Below are 18,123 nucleotides of genomic sequence, written 5' to 3'. Positions count from 1 at the left end.
CGCCGCGTTATTTCCTTTTCTCATCCTTAACAGATACCTGTCTTCAAACTCTGAACTGTCCTACGATCTCCGCGAGCTTCGTCGAAAGCCGTGCCAGGTCGGAGGCGGACTGGGCGATCTGTCCTGAGCTCGACGAGGTCTCTCTCGATACCGAAGCGACCGCCTCTATGTCGCCGCTGATCTGCTCGGAGACGGTCGACATCTGCTCCGTGGCCGAGGCGATCTGCTGCACCATCGACTGCAGGCCGTTGACGCTCGCGACGATACCGCTCAGCGCCCCGCCCGCCCTGGTGGCGTAGTCGACGCCGATGCCGACCCGCTTGGTGCCCTCCTCCATGGAGGCCACCGCCTTCCCCACTTCGTCCTGAATAGCCGTTATCATGCCGCCGATCTCGGAGGTGGCCTGGGCCGTGCGTTCGGCGAGCTTTCTGACCTCGTCGGCGACCACGGCAAAGCCTCTGCCCTGCTCCCCTGCCCTCGCCGCCTCGATCGCCGCGTTCAATGCCAGCAGGTTCGTCTGGTCCGCTATATCCTGGATCGTCCTGACGATCTCGCCGATCTGCTTCGAGCGCTCGCCGAGGGAGGTCATGAGCTGGGCAGACTCACCCACCGTGGTCGCGATCGCCTTCACCTCGTCGACCGCCTTGCTCACGATCGTCTCGCCTTCCTGGGCGATCCTGGTCGTATCGAGCGCGGAGGAGGCGATCTCGGAAGCGTTCTTCGCTACGTCGACCACGGTCTGCGACATCTCTTCCGAGGAGGTGGCGATCTGCGATGAGCGGGAAGACTGCTCGGTGACGCCCCGCGACATCTGCTCCGAGCTGGCGCTCAGCTGCTGGCTCGCCGAAGCGACGTTATCGGCGGTGGATTTTATATCGGCGATGATATCTTTCAGCCTTTCCGACATGGCGCTCATCGAGGAAAGCAGCTGGCCTGCCTCGTCGCTCCCCTCGGCCACGATATGTACGCTCAAATCGCCCCCCGCCAGCTGCTGCGAGACCCTCGTCGCCTCGCCCAGAGGCGCCGTTATGCTATGGGCTATGTAGTATGCAAGGAACGCACCGACGGCGAGCGCGATGCCGCTTATGATGAGGAGGAGCATCTTCGCCCGGGTTGCACTCCTGTCCATCTGCTCCTCGGTCCGCCTGCTCTGCTCGGTCTGAAGATGAATGTTCTCTTCGAGCAGGTCCTGCAGCTTCTGGGTAGCGGGCCCTGCCTCCCGCAGGATGACCTGAACCGCCTCTGCGTCTCTATGGGAAAAAGCGAGGTCGAGCGCCTTATCCGTCAAAGGCCGCGCAGCGGCGAGCGCCTCTTTCAGCCGGACCCGCTGCTCCCTGTCCTGCGGGTCAGCCGGCAGCTTTTCGAGCTCTCCCCATGCCTTCTGGTATCGGCTGCGCGCCGCGTCGATCTTCTCTCTCTCGGCCCGCATAGCGGCATCGTCGTGCAAGAGCACTATTGTCCTCGCAACACGCGCGATGACATGCACCGATGCGGACATATCCTGCAGCAGGCCCATCTCCTTTACATGCTCATGGAGGACATCGTCCATCGCCTGCTGCATCCGGCTCATATCCATAAACCCTATTAGAGCGACTATGACCATGAGCGAGAGCAGCAGTGCGAAGCTCACTCCCAGCCTCTTTCCTATCCTGACCTGGTTGATACGCAGCATTACCTCTCTCCTTTGGGGTTTATTCGAGCCGGCGACGCCTCGGCAATACAGGCGCCCGGCAGTCTTCGATGAAGTGCAGGCATTTCATGCTGTCCTCCTTTGCCTCTTCCTTCCGACCTGACAGCGAAGGAATTGCAAAGAGGATGCCAGAAATCGTTTCTTTGGTTTTCAGGCAGTTATAACCGGGCACGATGAAGAGAGGTGGGGAGTTGTTCCAGAGATAGGGAATAATTCCAGAGGAGAGAGGCGCGGGCGCTCAGAGGCCGTACTCTTTTACTTTCGAAAGGAGGGTCTTGTAATCGATTTCGAGGAGCGCGGCGGCCTTCGATTTATTGCCGGCCGAGATGGTGAGCGCCTGCCGGACCGCTTTCATTTCGATGCCCTTCACCGCCGTCCTGAGCGGGAACAAAGGCGCCGCCTCGCCGGCGTCGCTGCGCTCGAAGGCGAGGAACTGGAGGTGTTCGGGACGTACGGTGCCGCCGGCAGCGAGCAGCGCAGCCCGCTTCATGAGCCCTTTCAGCTCGCGCACATTGCCGGGCCAGGAGTACCCGATCAGAAGCTCGAGGGCGTCCTCGGCGATCGTCTTCACCTCTTTCCCCAGGGCTCCCGCAGCCTCGCTCAGGAGCTGCTGCGCCAGGAAGGGGATATCCTCGCGCCGCTCCCTGAGGGGAGGAAGGGTGATAATGAATTCACCGATGCGGTAGAAGAGATCTTCCCTGAACTTCTTCTCGACAACGGCCCGTTTGAGCTCGCTGTTGGTAGCCGCGATGATGCGGACATCGACATCCACCGGCGTCGCCGTGCCGAGGGGAAAAATCCTCCGCGCCTCCACGGCGGTGAGGAGCTTGCCCTGCACCAGGCCGGACATGTTCTCGAGCTCGTCGATGAAAATCGTGCCCCCGTGGGCGGTCTCGAAATACCCTCTCTTCTTCCGCTCCGCTCCGGTGAAGGCGCCCTTCTCGTGGCCGAAGAGCTCGCTCTCGACGAGGGTCTCGGGGATCGCGCCGATATCGACGGCGACGAACGGCCGCTCCGAACGGCCGCTCACGCTGTGGATCGTCCGGGCTATCACGGACTTTCCAGTGCCGGTCTCGCCCTGAATGATGACGGAGAAATTGCTCGGCGCGACCTGGAGGATCTGCCGTATGATGCCCTGCATCGCCGGGCTCTTGCCCAGCCAATCGAAGGAGGAGCCGGCAGCATCCCGGACCTCGCGGTCAAGCTTCCGTTTCTCTATGGCTCGCCTGAGGACAACGGCGAGATGGTCGACAGCAGGCGGCTTGAGAAAGAAATCATGAGCGCCGCGCTTGATCAGCTCCACGGCGGTGGGCACATCGCCATGCCCGGTGAGAATGATGACCGGGAGCTCGGGGTCGATCTTCTTCAGCTCCTTCATCGTCTGGGAGCCGTCCATGCCGGGCATCTTGAGATCGAGCAGCACCGCTGCCGGAAGTTCCGATCTCGCGATTTCGAGGGCCTTCAGGCCGTCCCCGGCCCTGAACGAGGGGAGTCCGTGCGCCTCCAGCAGCTCGCCGAGACCGGCTCTCACGCTCGCATCGTCGTCCACGATCAGGATTCGATCCATGCGCTTCCGCTCCTCATCATCCACAGCGTTCAGAATAACGTTACCGTGACCTTTTCGCCTGCATCGAGCCCCAGCTGTTCGGGGGCTATCCTCACCACGCCGTCCGCCTTCACCAGCGTCGTGATGAGACCCGATTTCCCGAGGACCGGGACCGCGATAAGCGCACCCCCCTGCCTCTCGAGGGCGACCCGTATGTGGTCCTCTCTTCCTGCAGCCGAAGCGATGCTCTTCGCCATGGAGGCCCTGACGGTCCGTGCGTACGGACTGCACGGCGCGTGGCCGCTCAGGCGTTCCAGAAGGGGACGTATGAAGAGGTCGAAGCAGACGACGGCAGCGGCAGGATGCCCCGGGAGTCCCAGGACCGGCGTGTTGTTCACCACGCCCCCGATCATCGGCTTGCCGGGCTTCAGGGCAACGCCGTGGAACAGCACGCCCGGGGCGCCCATATCGTTGATGATGAGGGCGGTCATGTCTTTCGTGCCTGCCGAGGTGCCGCCGCTGACGAGCACCATATCCGCATCCTGCACCGCTTCCTGCATGGCCTTCCGTATCAGTCCATACTCGTCCCTGAATATCCCCTTTTTGACCGGGACGCCGCCGTGTTCGGCGATAAGGCCCGCCAGCGTATAGGAATTGATGTCCCTGACCTGTCCCGGCTGGAGGGGGCGGTCCGGCGGAACGATCTCGTCGCCGGTAGAGACGATCGAGACCACGGGCTTCCTGAAGACCTCTATCTCCGTTACTCCTATTCCTGCAAGGGCGCCGGCGTCCTGCGCCCGCAGCCGGCGGCCGCGTGTCAGGACCGCAGCGCCCGCGCGCACATCCTCTCCCCGCTGTATCACGTTTTCGGTCGGGGCCGCCGGACGGAGCACCTCGATCATATCATCAGACACCGTCTGGACGTATTCGAGCATGACCACGGCATCGGCGCCCGTGGGCAGCATCCCCCCTGTCGGGATCTTCGCCGCTTCTCCCCTCCTGAGCGCGAAGGCCGGCGCCGCGCCCATGAGCACCTCGTCCTCGAGGAGCGTCATATACGCCGGCGCGGTCTCCTTGGCGCCGAAGGTATCGACGGCGGCCACGGCATAGCCGTCGACCGTGGAGCGTGAGAACGCGGGAAGGTCTTCGGAGGATACGATGTCATCGGCAAGAATGCGGCCGTAGCACTGCGGGAGGCCGCACCGCTCCCGCTCCGGCGGGTCTCCCCGGAGGGAATCCAGAACGCGCTGCAGCGCTTCGGCGGGGAGGAGATACTGCTTATCGAACATCGGTCGACCGTGATACGTAATGCGTGATGCGTGATGCGTTAAAAAAACATACTGCGTCAAGAATAACACATGGCAGGTGACAATCGTGCTCTCTCTTGTGTGTTTTACGCATCACGCGGTACGCAGTACGGTAGTTTAGAGGGGGCTTTTCTTGAGCACCTCGGCATCTTCGCCGTTCTTCAGCAGGTCGATCATCCTCGTTATCGACTCGTCATGGAGCTGTACGATCTGCTCCTTGTCGATCCCGCGCTTCCGCCGTTTGTTCAGCAGCGAGAGGAACACGATGCTCTTGTAGATTCTCTTGTTCATATTGAACGAGAAGATATAGCTGTCGAGCGAGCCCGCGAGGAACTGGTCGTTCCGCTGCTGCACCGCCTTGCTGATCGTTACGGATTGGAGCCAGTAGACCTTGTCGATCATGCTGTCTGCCTTGAGCTCGAGCCAGGTATGCTCCACATCGAGGGCGTCTTCGGTAAGGGTCTCGTGGGCTACGGTATCGGCGGCGAGGTGGCTCAGGTAGCCGTAGGCAAAGGCCCGCTTGGGCCCCTTCTTCGCCTGGTCGAGCAGGCCGAGGGCGACGTCCCAGTTGTGTGAGCTCTTGTGGTCGGGGAGGTACTTCTTCCCGATGATCGTATCGGCCATCAGGTTGCCGTAGAGGAAATCCTGCCGGTATTTGCGTATGAGCGCGACCAGTCCCGCGGGAAGGAGCGGCGCATACGCGAAGAGCTCGTTTCCGAGGTACATGTGCGTCAGGGGACCCCAGGCAAAAGCAGCGGAAGGGACGAGCAGCACGCCGAGCACGATCAGTATATAATGCATCTTTCCGAAACCTCTCACCAGCCGGGAGCAGGCGCTCTGCCGGCGGTCGACACTCTTCGTTTTCAGGGGCGAAGCCCCGTAAGGAGATTGAGCAGCAGCCTGACGCCGATCCCCGAAGCGCCCTTCGGCAGATAGGGCTTGTCCTTGTCGTTCCAGGCGGTCCCCGCTATATCGAGATGCACCCAGGGGACATCGCCCGCAAACTCTTTAAGGAAATACCCCGCGGCAACGAGGGACCCCTTTCTTCCCCCGGCGTTCTTCATATCCGCCACATCGCTCTTCAGGTATTCCTTGTATTCGTCGTACAGGGGCATCTGCCAGACCCTCTCGCCTGTCTCGTCCGCCGAGCGCTTCAGGCGCTCCATCAGCTCGGCGCCGGTCCCCATCATGGCGATCGCCTCGCCGCCGAGGGCGATGGAGCAGGCGCCGGTGAGGGTCGCGATATCGATGATCCCCTGCGGCTTGTAGTATTTTATTGCATAGCCGAGCGAATCTGCAAGCGTAAGCCGTCCCTCGGCATCGGTGCTGATGATCTCGATCGTCTTGCCGCTGAGCGCCCGGACCACGTCTCCCGGCTTCGATGCCCTGCCGCCCGGCAGGTTCTCGGCGGCCGGGAGGATGCCGACCACGTTGACCGGCAACTGCAGCTCGGCAACGGCCTTCATCACTGCGAGCACCGCTGCGCCGCCGGCCATATCGTACTTCATCTTCTCCATCCCTTCGGCAGGTTTTATCGAAATACCGCCGCTGTCGAAGGTGACCGACTTGCCGATGAGGACGACGGGAGCGCCCTTTCCTTTTTTGTATTCGAGAACGACGAACCGTGCGGGCTCGTTCGATCCCTGGGCAACGGAGAGGTATGCTCCCATACCTTCCTTGATGCACTCCTTCTCATCAAGAATGCTGACCTTGAGCGCTTTTCCCCCCAGCTCCTTCGCGTATGAAGCGAGCAGGCGCGGTGTCAGGTCATTGGAAGGCGTGTTGACGAGATCCCTCGCCCGATCAACGGCTGCAGCGGCGACCTGGAGCTCCTTGAGGGGGAGCCCGCGCTCGTCGCTGAGGACGGTCACGGTTTTGATATGCCTGCTGCCGTCAGGGCTGCTGTCAGGCTTTTTATAGCGGGTAAACCGGTAGAGGCTCAGGAGGCCGCCTTCGAGGAAATAGAGGACCTGCGGATACTCCGCCTTCGTCGCCTGGCCGAACTCCCGGGCGGTCTGCCGGAAGAGCGCCGTCGAAAGCGCCGCATAGCGGACCCCCAGCGACCTGAGACAGGGGAAGGCCTTTCCTCCCGCCTGCCTGAGGCGTTCGGGAGAGAGGTCCTGCTGCTTGCCGAGGCCTACCAGGAGAATCCGCTCGGCGTTGATCGACGGTACATGGAGGAGGGACACCTGGGCATGCCTGCCGGTAAACTCCTTTGCGGCAACGACCTTCCGGATCAGGCCGCCGATGAGCTCGTCGAGAGATGCATAGACATCGGGAGACGAGCTCTCGAAAAAGGGGAGGACGAGCGCATCGGCCCTTACCGTCTCTTCGGCGATGTTCTTGGTGACGATTTCCATTGTCTATGCCTGACGCCTATAGCCGTGCTTTTCCGGGCTGCGCCGGGCGGTTATAGCGGTTCATCGCTGTATCGATTCCCTCGGTTACGATTACGGCAACCGCTTCTGCTGCCCTAATTATAGCATCTTTTATGAGACGCGATTCGGCCGGAGAGAAAGAACCGAGGACATACTTCTCGACCGGGACAGCCCTGTCGCGGCCGATACCCACCTTTACCCGTATGAAGTCTCTCGTACCCGTCTCCTGCATGATCGACTCGATCCCCCGGTGTCCGCCCGAGGAACCGCCCTTCCTGATCTTGACCACGCCTGTTTCGAGGTCGAGATCGTCATGCACCACGATAAAGGCGTCCCCTCTATTGTCGGACGAAAAGGCGGCTCGCTTGAGCACCCGCTTGACGGCTGTGCCGCTCCTGTTCATGAAGGTCAAAGGCTCCAGCAGTACCACCCGCTGTCCGTCGATAGTCCCCCTTCCCAAACGGTACTGTTCCTTTTCTTCGAGCGTCATGCCGTACGTCTCTGCGAGATGATCGATGACCTTGAAGCCTACGTTGTGGCGTGTGCGGGTGTATTTGGTTCCGGGATTGCCGAGTCCCGTGACGATCCACATATCGCGTTTATCGCGTTATGGCGTACAGCGTTATAGCGTAAAAGACGATGTCTGCAACGCGATAAACGCTATAACGCGATGAACGCTGTACGCTGTGAACGCTTATTTTTTCTCTTCCTCTTCGGTCTTCTTGCCCTTCTTTATGACTTCCGGTTCGACGGTTTCGGCAACCGCTTCTGCCGGCGCAGCTTCCTCTTTGACGCCGACCACCGAGACGAGGACCTCGTGCGGGTCGGTGAGCAGGCGGATACCCTCGCCCGGCTTCAGGTCGCTGACATGGAGCGCATGCCCGATGGTGAGGCTGGTGACATCCACCTCGAAGTGCCCCGGGATGTTCTCAGGCAGGCACTCGATCTCGACATCCCTGATGCCGTGCTGGAGCATGCCCTTATCTCTTTTGACGCCGATCGCCTCGCCCTTGACGATCACATGGACCCTGACCCTCACCGTTTCGGAGGCGGAGATCTCCTGGAAATCGACATGGAGCAGGCCGCCCGTCGTGGGATCGAGCTGGTAATCCTTCACGATCGCCTGCTTCGTGTCATCGGAAAACCTAAGGTTCACGATCACCTGCTCTCCCGCGGTCCTGGCGATAAAGGTCGAGACCTCCTTGCCCGAAAGCTGGAGGGGAAGCGAATCGCCTCCTTTATACATGACAGCGGGAATGCCGCCGCTGCTCCGCAGAGACCGTGCACCGCCCTTGCCCAACCGGGCTCTTTTTTCCGCATTCAGAGTTACCCTCTCCATTGTTCCTCCTTTTTCATTAGTGCGTCTATCGCGCTGGAGCGTCGAGCGCCAGGCTCCCGGCCTTCAGCGCGGCATTACTCCGTTTATACGAACAGCGAGCTTACCGACGACTCCTCGTGTATCCGTTTGATCGCCTCGGCGAGGAGCTTCGAGACGCTGAGCACCGTGAGCTTCTTGCAGGCGCTCACCTTGTCGTCGAGCGGGATCGTATCGGTCGTCAAGACCTCCTCCAGCACCGAGGCGGTTATCCTCTCGAGCGCCGGACCCGACAGCACCGCATGGGAGCAGGCGGCGAAGACGCGTCGGGCGCCGTTGTCGGCGAGCGCCTGGGCCGCCTGGGTGATGGTGCCGGCCGTATCGATCATGTCATCGAGCAGTATGACATCCCGGTCTTTTACGGTACCGATGACGTGCATGACTTTGGAGACGTTGGCCGCCTCGCGCCGCTTGTCGACGATCGCCAGCGAGGCGTCGAGCCGCTTTGCAAAGGCGCGCGCCCGTTCGACGCCGCCCGCATCGGGCGAGACGATGACGAGGTCCCTGAACTCGCTCTTCTTGATGTGGTCGAGGAGCACCGGCGCTGCATAGAGGTGGTCCACCGGTATATCGAAGAATCCCTGTATCTGGGCGGCATGCAGATCGATGGTGAGCACCCTCCTCGTCCCCGCAGCGGTGAGGAGGTCCGCGACGAGTTTTGACGATATCGGCACCCGGGGCTGCACCTTCCTGTCCTGGCGCGCATACCCGTAATAGGGGATGACGGCGGTAATCCGCTTTGCCGACGCCCGCTTCAGCGCGTCGATGATCAGCAGCAGCTCCATGAGATGCTCGTTGACCGGCGAGGAGGTGGGCTGAATGACGAAGACATCGCATCCGCGAATGTTCTCGTTGATCTGGACCATAATCTCGCCGTCACTGAACCTGTTCACCACGGTGTCCGTCAGGGGAACCCCGATATGCCCGCTCACCTGCGCGGCAAGGGGCCGATTGGCATTTCCGGTGAGCAGCTTGATCCGATCAGACATTGTTCCTCCTCGAAAGGAAAAGTTAAAAGCAAGAACTGAGAAGTGAGAAGTGGGAGCTGAGAAGTAGGAAATGAAGACAGGAGCCAGAATAAAAGAACTCCCCTAAGCTCCCCCTTCTTCTTACTTCTTACTTCTTACTTCTTACTTCTATTCTACTGGGGCGCCAGGATTCGAACCTGGGAATGGCAGATCCAAAATCTGCTGACTTACCGCTTGTCGACGCCCCAAAAGACCGTTCATCAAGACCGTTCACCGCGTACAGCGTTTATAGCGTTTATCGCGTTTGTCGCGTACAGCGTTATGGCGTAATTTATAATAAGCTCCTCAACGCGATGAACGCTATAAACGCGACAAACGCTATAAACGCTATAACGCTGTCGTCAGCGTCTCGGCAACCCTGCAAAAGTGCTGAGGGAAACGCCGGGATGCGCTGAGCGCCGTCTCCCGGTCCTCGAAGAGCCCGAACACCGTTGAGCCGCTTCCGCTCATGAGAGCGGGCAGGGCACCGCAGGCGAGGAGCCCCTCTTTGATCGCCCTGATTACGGAATACCGTTTAAATACAATTCCTTCAAAATCGTTATGCACGAGCGACGCGAGGCGCGCCCTATCGCCTGATTTCAGGGCTTCATAAATTAACTGGATATTATTAATGGTCTGGCGCTCCTTTGTCAATTCCTCGGCAGGCGACATCGCGCCCCCTCTACCGAGGGCGGATGCCGACAGCTCCCGGTAGGCCCATGCCGTCTCGACCGAGAGCGCGGGCTTTACCAGCAGGAGCGTATAGGAGCGCGAGAGGGACAGCGGGGTGAGCAGCTCGCCTCGTCCCTCTGCTATGGCCAGGGGAGCATCGAAGAAAAAAGGGACATCAGAGCCGAGCCGGCTCCCGAGGGCCTTGAGCTCCGCTCGTTCCATGCCGAGGCCCCAGAGCTCGTTCAGGCCCTTCAGCGCAGCCGCAGCGTCGCTGCTGCCTCCGCCGAGGCCCGCGCCGGACGGTATCTCCTTGACGAGGGTTATCCTCGCACCCCGGTCTGTTCCCGCGTGCGACCGGAGCAGTTCCGCAGCGCGATAGACGATGTTCTGCTCGGGAGGAAGCTCCATGGCGGAAACGAGCTCGATCGTACCGGTGGAGCCGGTATCACTGAACGTAAGCGTATCGCAGAGGCCGACGCAGTGCATCAGCGACCGGATAGCATGATAGCCGTCGTCCCGCCGGGTGAGGACATGCAGCGACCAGTTTATCTTGGCAGGAGCCTTTACCGTCAGCATAGGATGCAACGAAGAGGGTCCATTGCGCTTGCCGGAATCCTCAGGGAAGGATCATCGTCTTTCCGCGGGTGTTCCGGATCTTCAGCTCCACGCGCTCTTTCAGCCCCTCTTCCTTGCCGGAAAACTTCAGCGCCTCCTGCCACGCGCCGACAGCCTGATCGTATTTCCTCATCGCTTCGTAGACATCGCCGATGTGCTCATGGAGGACGGGATCGTCCTTTACCGAGGCAAGGGCCTTCAGGAGCGTCTTCAGGGAATCGTCCAGCCTCCCGAGCTTGAAGTAGACCCAGCCGAGGCTGTCGATGATATAGCCGCTGTCGGGTTTCAGGTCGAGCGCCTTCGTGATCAGGGAGAGGGCTTCGTCGAGATGCACGCCCCTGTCGGCATAGCTGTAGCCGAGATAATTCAGGGCGTCGGCATGGGAGGGGTTGAGCGCGATCACACGCTTCAGCGCCGCTTCCATCTCCTCGAATCTCCCCGTCCTCTCGTAGAGGACGGCCAGGTTGAAGTAGAGGTCATCGCTGTCAGCGAAGAGGCGCGTTCCCTCTTTGAGCACCTCCTCCGCCTTCTTCTCGTTCTTCAGCTGCAGGTAGGCGGCGCCCAGGTAGCCGTAGATTTCGGGCTTTCCCTTTTCGAAGCTGAGCACCTCCTCGTAGATATTCGCCGCGTCCTCGTAGCGGTTCTGGCGGGTATAGACGAACCCGAGATTTACGAAGGCGTTGATATTCTTGGGATCGATCGAGAGGATCCTCTTCAGCACGACGATCGCCTCGTCATAGCGCTTCAACTCCTCGAGAGCGAGCGTCTTGTAATACATAAGGGCGACATCCGCGGGCCGCGCTTCGAGGGCGATCGTGAATTCGGAGAGGGCCTTCTCGTGCGCGCCCTCCTGGAGGTAGAGCAGTCCGAGCTTGTAACGGATATCGACATTGCCGGGCAGCCGCTCCCGTGCGGCCTCGAGCTCCTGTATCACTTTGGCGAAGGCCTTCTGTGAGAGATAGAGCTGGATCAGCTTCTCTCTGGCAAGCGTGCTGTTCGGGTTCATTTCGAGGGCCTTCCGGTAACTCTCCTCGGCCCCCGGGATATCTCCTTTCAGCTCCCGGATGAGGCCCGCATTCAGGTAGGCGACATCCAGGGATGGCTGGACCTCGATCATCTTCCGGAAAAGCGCCTCCGCACGATCATATTCTTTATGCTCCATATAGATCGATGCGACGGAATAGAGGGCCATGATATTCTCGGGGTCCTTCTTCAGGACCTCCTCGAAGAGGGCATGCGCCTTCTTCGAGGCGCCCTGCGCGACATAGAGCGCGCCCAGGAGGAGCCGCGCTTCATCCCTCGACGGGTCGAGCGCTATGACCCGCTCGTAGATGCGGACTGCGTCATCGACTCGCTTCTCGGTGTTATACACATGCCCCAGCAGAACGAGGGCAGGGACATACTCCCGGCTGCCGCGCACCAGCTCTTCGAGGGCATCGCGCGCGTCGGGAATTCTTCCGAGCCTGATGAGGACCGCGCTGAGCTGGGTCTTCAGGTGCAGCGATTCCGGGTCATGCGAAAGCGCCTCACGGTAGTGCTGCAATGCCTCGTCCCACCGCTCTTCTCGTTCGGCCTCATAGGCCAGCATATATTCCAGGTAGGCCTTCTGGGTGGAGGCACTCCCCTCCTCTCTGCCCGAGACCGGGGCGGGGACGGCGAGGCACGATGCGCTGAACATGAGCAGCGCGGCAATGAGCGATGCTGCATACGATAGAGACATGGCTTATTATTGCATAATGAAAAATAAAAGTTAAAGAAAAAGGGAGGCGGCTCCGCCTCCCCTCTGCGGCATGAAAATGCCTCTACGCGCTCAGCACGATCCCTTGCATTTGCAGGTCGTTGCTCCCTTTTTGGAAACCTTCTTGATGACCATGGTGCGGATCCCCCTTTCAAAGGAGCGGTTCCCGGGCTTCATGTCCGGGCAACTGGTAGCTAAATTATATCATACGCATGACACCGGTAGAGGTCGCGCCGCATGCTGAGAGCGTCAGGGCGCTCTCCTGTGCCGGCATATGAGTCCTCACTGCCCGTTACCGCTGCCCGGTACCGGCATCCTCCCCTGCACTGCTCGATGACCGCACAGGAGAGCGCAGCGCACTCGAGATCCGCCAGCTTGACCGGGACGAGCCGGGACCAGCACTCCTGCAGCCCCTCGGCGAGCGTGCCGAGGGGGGCATCGGCGTAGAAGGCGCATTTGGCGATCCGCCCGTCGGCAAGGACCGACAGGAGGTGCAGACCGCAGGCGAATCCCTCCCCTCCGCCGTGCAGCCCCGCGCCGAACCCGTAGTTGAGATACCTGCCGGCCTCGCGGGGACTCACCTGCAAGAGTGAATGCTCTTTCAGTGAGCCCGCAGCGCACGGAGCATCGACGGTCCAGTCCTTGATGCCGAGAGCGGTGAAACGAGCTTCCATGGCATCGAACTCATGCAGGTTCCCTCGGTGCACCATGGTGGCGACCGAGACCGAAAACCCCTCTGCCAGCGTTTCCTCGACAGCCCGCATTACCTTCCGGTAGGCGCCCTGCCCTCGCAGCGCATCATGGCCCTGCTCCATACCGTCGACGCTGAACTGGACCTCCTCGACGGCGAGACCCCTCATACGCGCCCTGTCCAGAAGAAGCCCGTTCGTAAAGAGGACCTTCCTGAACGCGTAGCGCGGCAGGAGCCGGTTGATATCGTCGAACCTGCGGTGGAGCAGCGGCTCGCCGCCGGTGATGAGGAGGCGGAGGCCCTGCACTGTCTCGAATTCGTCCAGAACCCGCGTTAGGGCATCGAGAGGGAGCTCCCTGTCCCCGGACCTGCCGATATAGCAATGCCCGCATTGCAGGTTGCAGCGATCGGTGATCTGGAGCTCGAGATAGCGCAGCGAAGGCGCTGGAGAGGGCCTGACCGGCGGCCTTTCGCGCCTGCACGGCACAGCGCCGATAATCCCTTCCCCGATGCAGTAATCCAGAAAGGCCTTATCGACGGCGCTGCCGTCGCCGCCCCCGGGAGCAGCGCAGGCCTGGAGGAACGAGAAGGCCTCTCGATCGAGCTCGTAAAGCTCATCGGCGAACAGATCGTATACGGAAGGGGTTTCGAGCCATTTGAGCACGCAGTGCGGCGAAAGATAGCAGGTCATATTCTATTCTACTATACTGAAGCACAGCGCGCGGAACAGGAGCATCATGGCGATGCGGCAGCGTTCGGAAAGGGCGTCCCTTACGAAATCGCTATGCTCACGATCCTGTTCTTCCCGCTCCCCTTCGCCCGGTAGAGGGCATCATCCGCCCGCTTTATGAAGCTGTCGGTACTGTCGTTGCCGTGGTAGCCGGCCACGCCGATGCTCACCGTCACCCGTCCTATGCGGGGGAACAGGTAACTCTCTACGGCTTTCCGCACCTTATCGGCGAGCTCGTACGCTCCGTCGAGGGCTGTTTCCGGGGCGAGGATGATGAACTCCTCGCCGCCGAACCGGGCGAAGATATCCGACTTCCGTATGGCGCCCTGGACAATGGAGGCGATGGTGATGAGCACCATGTCTCCTTCGGCGTGGCCGAAGGTGTCATTCACCCTTTTGAAGTCGTCGATATCGAAGAGGATAAGCGAGAGGTGCTTGCGATAGCGCAGTGCCCGCTGGACCTCGGTGTCCAGCAGGTCGTAGAGCTTCCTGCGGTTAAGAATATTGGTGAGCGGGTCTCTCTCCGCAAGCTCCTTCAGCCGCGCCTCCATCATCTTCCGCTCGGTAACGTCACGGAATATCCCCCTGGTCGCGACGGGCTTATTGTCGTCGAGATTGCAGTTGACGCTCCCCTCGACAATGATCGTTTCACCGCTCTTGGTGACGAAGGTGACCTCGATGGAGCTGAAGCTCTCTCCCGAGAGAATACGCCGGAATATCTCGCTGCAGTGGTCATGGCAATCGGGATGAATGACATCGAAGATGGTCAGGGCCCGGAGCTCCTCACTCCTGTAGCCGAGCGCCCTCAGCCACGCCTCGTTGACGTATTGGAACCTTCCGTCGGGAGCAACGCACTGGATGAGATCGTCCGCATGCTCGAAGAGGTCACGGTAGCGCTCCTCGCTCTTCCTGAGCGCGTCCTCCGCCAGCGTACGTTCGATGATTTCCTGCCGGAGCTCGGCATTCGCCTTTTCCAGGGCATCGGTGCGCTCCTGCACTCTCAGCTCGAGAGTGCTCCGGGTGCGCTCCAGCGCTGCCCGCGAGCTCCGCAGCTGCCGGTTCAGCCTCAGCACTGCTATCGTCGTAGCGGCCATGATCACCAGCGCTGCGACAGCGAAGGCGAACCAGTGCCAGTACGCCAGCAGCACGTCTGCAGGACTCACCGTTCCGAGCTCCTTATAAGGCCCGGCCTTGAGCTCTCTCAGGCAGTCGTGAACAGGCTGATAGTCGAGGGGGATCGTCCATCCCGCGATGCCGGCCGCCCGTGCTGCGGGGCTCTCTTCGCGCATGGTGAGCAGGGCAAGGGCCACCGCTTTCGCCTGCTCGTCGGTGGTGTCCTTCATCTTTGCTATCGGCCACTCCGGGTAGAGCATGGTGCTGTGGAGAAAGGGAAAGCCGGCGGAGCTCCGGGGGTTGAGAATGCGAATGTCCCGGAGCGCTACACGTCCTTCCTTCGCCATCCGCTCGAGAATCCCGGTGCGGACGGTCCCTGCGTCGGCGGCGCCGCTCAGCACCGCCTTTACGACCGCATCGTGTGTTCCGCTGAAACGCACTGCCGCGAAGTGGCGGTAAGGATCGATCCCGGAGCGCTTCAGCTCGCGCTGGGCCATCAGCCAGCCGCCGAACGAGCTCCTTCCGACAGCCGTAAAAGTTTTCCCTTTAAGATCGGCAAGGTCCCTGATCCCGGAACGGTCCGCTCTCGTGAAGATCACCCCGCCGAAGCGCGTGTAGCTGCTGCCGTCCTCCCTATTCCTCAAGGTGAGAATCCTGCTGGCGCCGTACAGGGTCTCCATGGAGACATAGTCGGCGCTGTTGGTAATGACAAAATCGACCTTCCGGTCCCGCACCGCTTCCTTGACCTCATCGAAGGTGAGGGGCACGATGGCAAACGAGTGCTGCGGTATCCTGGAAGAGAGATACGCGGCGGTGGGAGACCACATGGCCAGAGCCCTCTCCGCGCCTCTATTGGCAAGAACTCCGATCCTGACCTCCTGCTTCGGTTCCGGTCGCGCTGCCTGGGCCCGCGACGATAGGAGCCCGGTGCAAAGAAGGACCGCCGCAGCGGCGAGGAGAAGGACCGACGCAGCGCCGCTCTTGCGTATCGGAACCGAAGCCCTTTTTATCCGAGAATGGTACAGTATGCCCTCCTGCGCTTCCCGTCATCAATCCGGTGAGAGGGCCGGCAGTTTCCCTCTGCAGCCGAACCTCCGTCAGCTCCCGGACGGGCCGTCACGTGCGGTGAACAGCATTTCCGCGGTATGCTGCTTGAAGCGGACCACCGCATCCATGAGCGGAAAGAGCTCCTTTTCGTCCAGAGCGACGGGTGTAATGAGGATGATTTTTCTATGCGCCGCCTTCTTCGCGACCAGCGCCGCGAGCATCCTCTTCGAGCCGGCGGCCATCTCGTCGAGATCGTCGACAATGACCACCGACGGGCGGTCCTCCGCACCGTCCAGGTCCGGGAGAGTCTCCAGGTCGGCTACCCTCACGACCCCCTCGCTGTACTGCTCGACAGGAATGCCGGGGCTCGCGGCCGACTCGCTGTAGTAGTATGCGGCCCCGATCCCGCTGCTCGACTTGAGGGCGGTGACGGTCTTTCCGGTCCCGGACCACCCTTCGACCATGACCGCCGCATGCGTCCTCACGACGTTCCTGAGTATCTCTTCCTTTACCGCCGACGCCAGCCGGGGGTCTACCGGTTCCATGCGCTGATTCTGCATAGGAGCCCTGCGGCTCAGTACCCTTGTTTCTGCCTGATCGCCATGACGGTCTGGTCACGAAGTATTTTCAGGTAGCTCAGGTGTCCGCCGGATATCCTCTGAAAACCCTCCCGCTCTCCTTCGACATAAAACATCCCGATGGGCTTGGAATTGATGATGATGGGAAGGAGCACGAGGAAGATGCCGTCCGCCGCCCTGCTCCGGTACCATGCGGGAAGGAGCTTCCGTATGTCGGGGGCGTCCATATCTTTGACCACGAGATCGTTCTGCTTCACGATCGCCATCGTAAAGATATCGCCCGCATCGCCGTAGGTGATCTTGAGCCACTTCTTCAGCTCCTCGATGTCCGAGCCGAACCCGAACCTGATCTGCATGAGCGAGGCATGGGGGTCCTTGATCAGGAACAGCGCCTTCGACCTTCCCGAGAGCTGCATGCCGCGGTACATGGTCTCGAGCACGATCCTGATGATGTCGTTCAGCGAGAAGTTGCTGAGTATGGAGTTGTTGATGTCCTGGATCCCCTTGGTGAAGATGCTCTCCGGGGTGTCGGCCCGCTCGGACTCGAAGATGACGTCGATGGTCTTCAGGGAGTCGGAGATGAAGTCGTCGCGCGGCGGCTCGGTGACGATCCTGGCGTCGCTCGGCGCGGTGGTGTCGGACCACTTTACGAGCTGCCTGTTGAAGGCGATGTCCTTCATCCCGAGATCGAAGATAGCGGAAAACTCCGTCATGTCCTGAATCGAAGCGCCGAGCCAGCTCATGACCTTGTCTTTCATCTCGCCGAAGTGGTTCCTGAATGTCTTGAGGAGCTCATCGATCTTCCGGTCGGCGTCCGTGCGGTCGGCGCTGGTCGCCAGGATCGCGGCGAGCTCGTTGGCGAGGGTAGCGATACTGTTCAGCTTGTCGAGGTCGCTGGGGTTGGGGAGGATCTCCTGGCCCCGCATCCGGTGCATGCTGTAGACGATCTTGTGCGGGAAGTGCCACTCCCGGGCAATCGCCATGCCGATATCCTCGAACCGTGCGCCGAGGAGGGCGAGGGCCGCGGCATCGCCGGTGCAGCGCCGCTCCCTGCTCATCTCTTTGATCTCCTCCATCTTGCGCGGCAGGGCGAAGGCGACCATGATCCTGCCGAAAGTGTGGAACAGGGCGCAGATGAAGGCCTCTTCCTTGTCGGGGAAATTGATACCGTAGGCGATCTTCTGTCCCAGCACCGCGCTGTAGAGCGACTGCACCATCGAATTGAGGTGTTCCGTGTGGGCGCTGTTCTTCTGCATGTGGTCGAAGAGCATCAGGGTGAGTGCGAGATTCTTGATGTTCTCGAAGCCGAGGAGGATGATGGCCCGCGAAATGGTCGTCACCTCGCCGAACTGCGAGTAGTTGACGCTGTTGACGATCTTCAGGATCTTCGAGGTGAGCGCATAGTCCCGCAGGATGACATTGGCGAACTCCGAAACCGAGGTCTCCTCGGACGATCTGAACTGGTTGAGCAGGCTGATGGTGCTCGACATGGCCGGGAAGTCGCTGTGCTGCTGAAGGCGCGCCAGGATGACGTCTTTTATGGTACTCTGTCTGCTCTCCTGCTGCACGGGGCTCTCCGACCTCTGTTGTATTGGTAACGGCGCTCTCGGGGCGCCGCGGGGAAGGGCCGGCGGGG

General features: G+C 60.8%; 14 protein-coding genes and 1 tRNA gene. All 15 read right to left on the bottom strand.

All coding sequences use genetic code 11. From position 1 onward, the window contains the following. Positions 1-43: 43 nt before the first annotated feature. The 15 genes from AB1805_02855 to AB1805_02785 all read right to left on the bottom strand — a co-directional run bounded on the left by AB1805_02855 (position 44) and on the right by AB1805_02785 (position 18,055). On the bottom strand, positions 44-1,672 hold the full coding sequence (locus AB1805_02855) for a methyl-accepting chemotaxis protein (protein ID MEW5744370.1): 1,629 nt from the start codon (positions 1,670-1,672) through the stop codon (positions 44-46). A 256-nt stretch (positions 1,673-1,928) separates the two neighbouring features. Then, the gene (locus AB1805_02850; GenBank protein MEW5744369.1) at positions 1,929-3,257 is read right to left on the bottom strand and encodes a sigma-54 dependent transcriptional regulator; all 1,329 of its coding nucleotides are present in this window, start codon (positions 3,255-3,257) and stop codon (positions 1,929-1,931) included. 29 nt (positions 3,258-3,286) lie between these two features. Then, positions 3,287-4,525, bottom strand: a complete 1,239-nt coding sequence (gene glp / locus AB1805_02845) for a gephyrin-like molybdotransferase Glp (GenBank protein MEW5744368.1) — start codon at positions 4,523-4,525, stop codon at positions 3,287-3,289. Positions 4,526-4,660: 135 nt separating this feature from the next. Next, positions 4,661-5,344: a zinc dependent phospholipase C family protein gene (locus AB1805_02840; protein MEW5744367.1), complete on the bottom strand. Its 684-nt coding sequence runs from the start codon at positions 5,342-5,344 to the stop codon at positions 4,661-4,663. A gap of 62 nt (positions 5,345-5,406) precedes the next feature. Beyond that, entirely contained in the window at positions 5,407-6,903 is a 1,497-nt protein-coding gene (locus AB1805_02835) for a leucyl aminopeptidase (protein ID MEW5744366.1), read from the bottom strand. 16 nt (positions 6,904-6,919) lie between these two features. Then, complete coding sequence (pth, locus tag AB1805_02830; protein MEW5744365.1) at positions 6,920-7,513, bottom strand: aminoacyl-tRNA hydrolase; 594 nt, start codon at positions 7,511-7,513, stop codon at positions 6,920-6,922. A 102-nt stretch (positions 7,514-7,615) separates the two neighbouring features. Further along, on the bottom strand, positions 7,616-8,260 hold the full coding sequence (locus AB1805_02825; GenBank protein ID MEW5744364.1) for a 50S ribosomal protein L25: 645 nt from the start codon (positions 8,258-8,260) through the stop codon (positions 7,616-7,618). An 83-nt stretch (positions 8,261-8,343) separates the two neighbouring features. After that, complete coding sequence (locus AB1805_02820; protein ID MEW5744363.1) at positions 8,344-9,285, bottom strand: ribose-phosphate pyrophosphokinase; 942 nt, start codon at positions 9,283-9,285, stop codon at positions 8,344-8,346. 155 nt (positions 9,286-9,440) lie between these two features. Further along, positions 9,441-9,512, bottom strand: a tRNA-Gln gene (locus tag AB1805_02815). Between the two features lie 139 nt (positions 9,513-9,651). Next, entirely contained in the window at positions 9,652-10,551 is a 900-nt protein-coding gene (gene ispE / locus AB1805_02810) for a 4-(cytidine 5'-diphospho)-2-C-methyl-D-erythritol kinase (protein ID MEW5744362.1), read from the bottom strand. A 40-nt stretch (positions 10,552-10,591) separates the two neighbouring features. Then, the gene (locus tag AB1805_02805; protein ID MEW5744361.1) at positions 10,592-12,310 is read right to left on the bottom strand and encodes a tetratricopeptide repeat protein; all 1,719 of its coding nucleotides are present in this window, start codon (positions 12,308-12,310) and stop codon (positions 10,592-10,594) included. Between the two features lie 212 nt (positions 12,311-12,522). After that, entirely contained in the window at positions 12,523-13,710 is a 1,188-nt protein-coding gene (locus AB1805_02800; GenBank protein MEW5744360.1) for a radical SAM protein, read from the bottom strand. Positions 13,711-13,790: 80 nt separating this feature from the next. Then, positions 13,791-15,731, bottom strand: coding sequence for a diguanylate cyclase (locus AB1805_02795; protein ID MEW5744359.1), 1,941 nt, complete (start codon positions 15,729-15,731; stop codon positions 13,791-13,793). A 228-nt stretch (positions 15,732-15,959) separates the two neighbouring features. Then, positions 15,960-16,454 (bottom strand): hypothetical protein, encoded by a 495-nt coding sequence (locus AB1805_02790; protein MEW5744358.1) that lies wholly within the window; start codon positions 16,452-16,454, stop codon positions 15,960-15,962. A gap of 29 nt (positions 16,455-16,483) precedes the next feature. Further along, positions 16,484-18,055: an HDOD domain-containing protein gene (locus tag AB1805_02785; GenBank protein MEW5744357.1), complete on the bottom strand. Its 1,572-nt coding sequence runs from the start codon at positions 18,053-18,055 to the stop codon at positions 16,484-16,486. Positions 18,056-18,123 lie beyond the last annotated feature (68 nt).

This window comes from Nitrospirota bacterium (assembly GCA_040752355.1).
GTDB lineage: Bacteria > Nitrospirota > Thermodesulfovibrionia > Thermodesulfovibrionales > Dissulfurispiraceae > JBFMCP01.
Note: the sequence above shows the minus strand (reverse complement) of the source record. Positions and strands in the feature narration are given on the sequence as shown.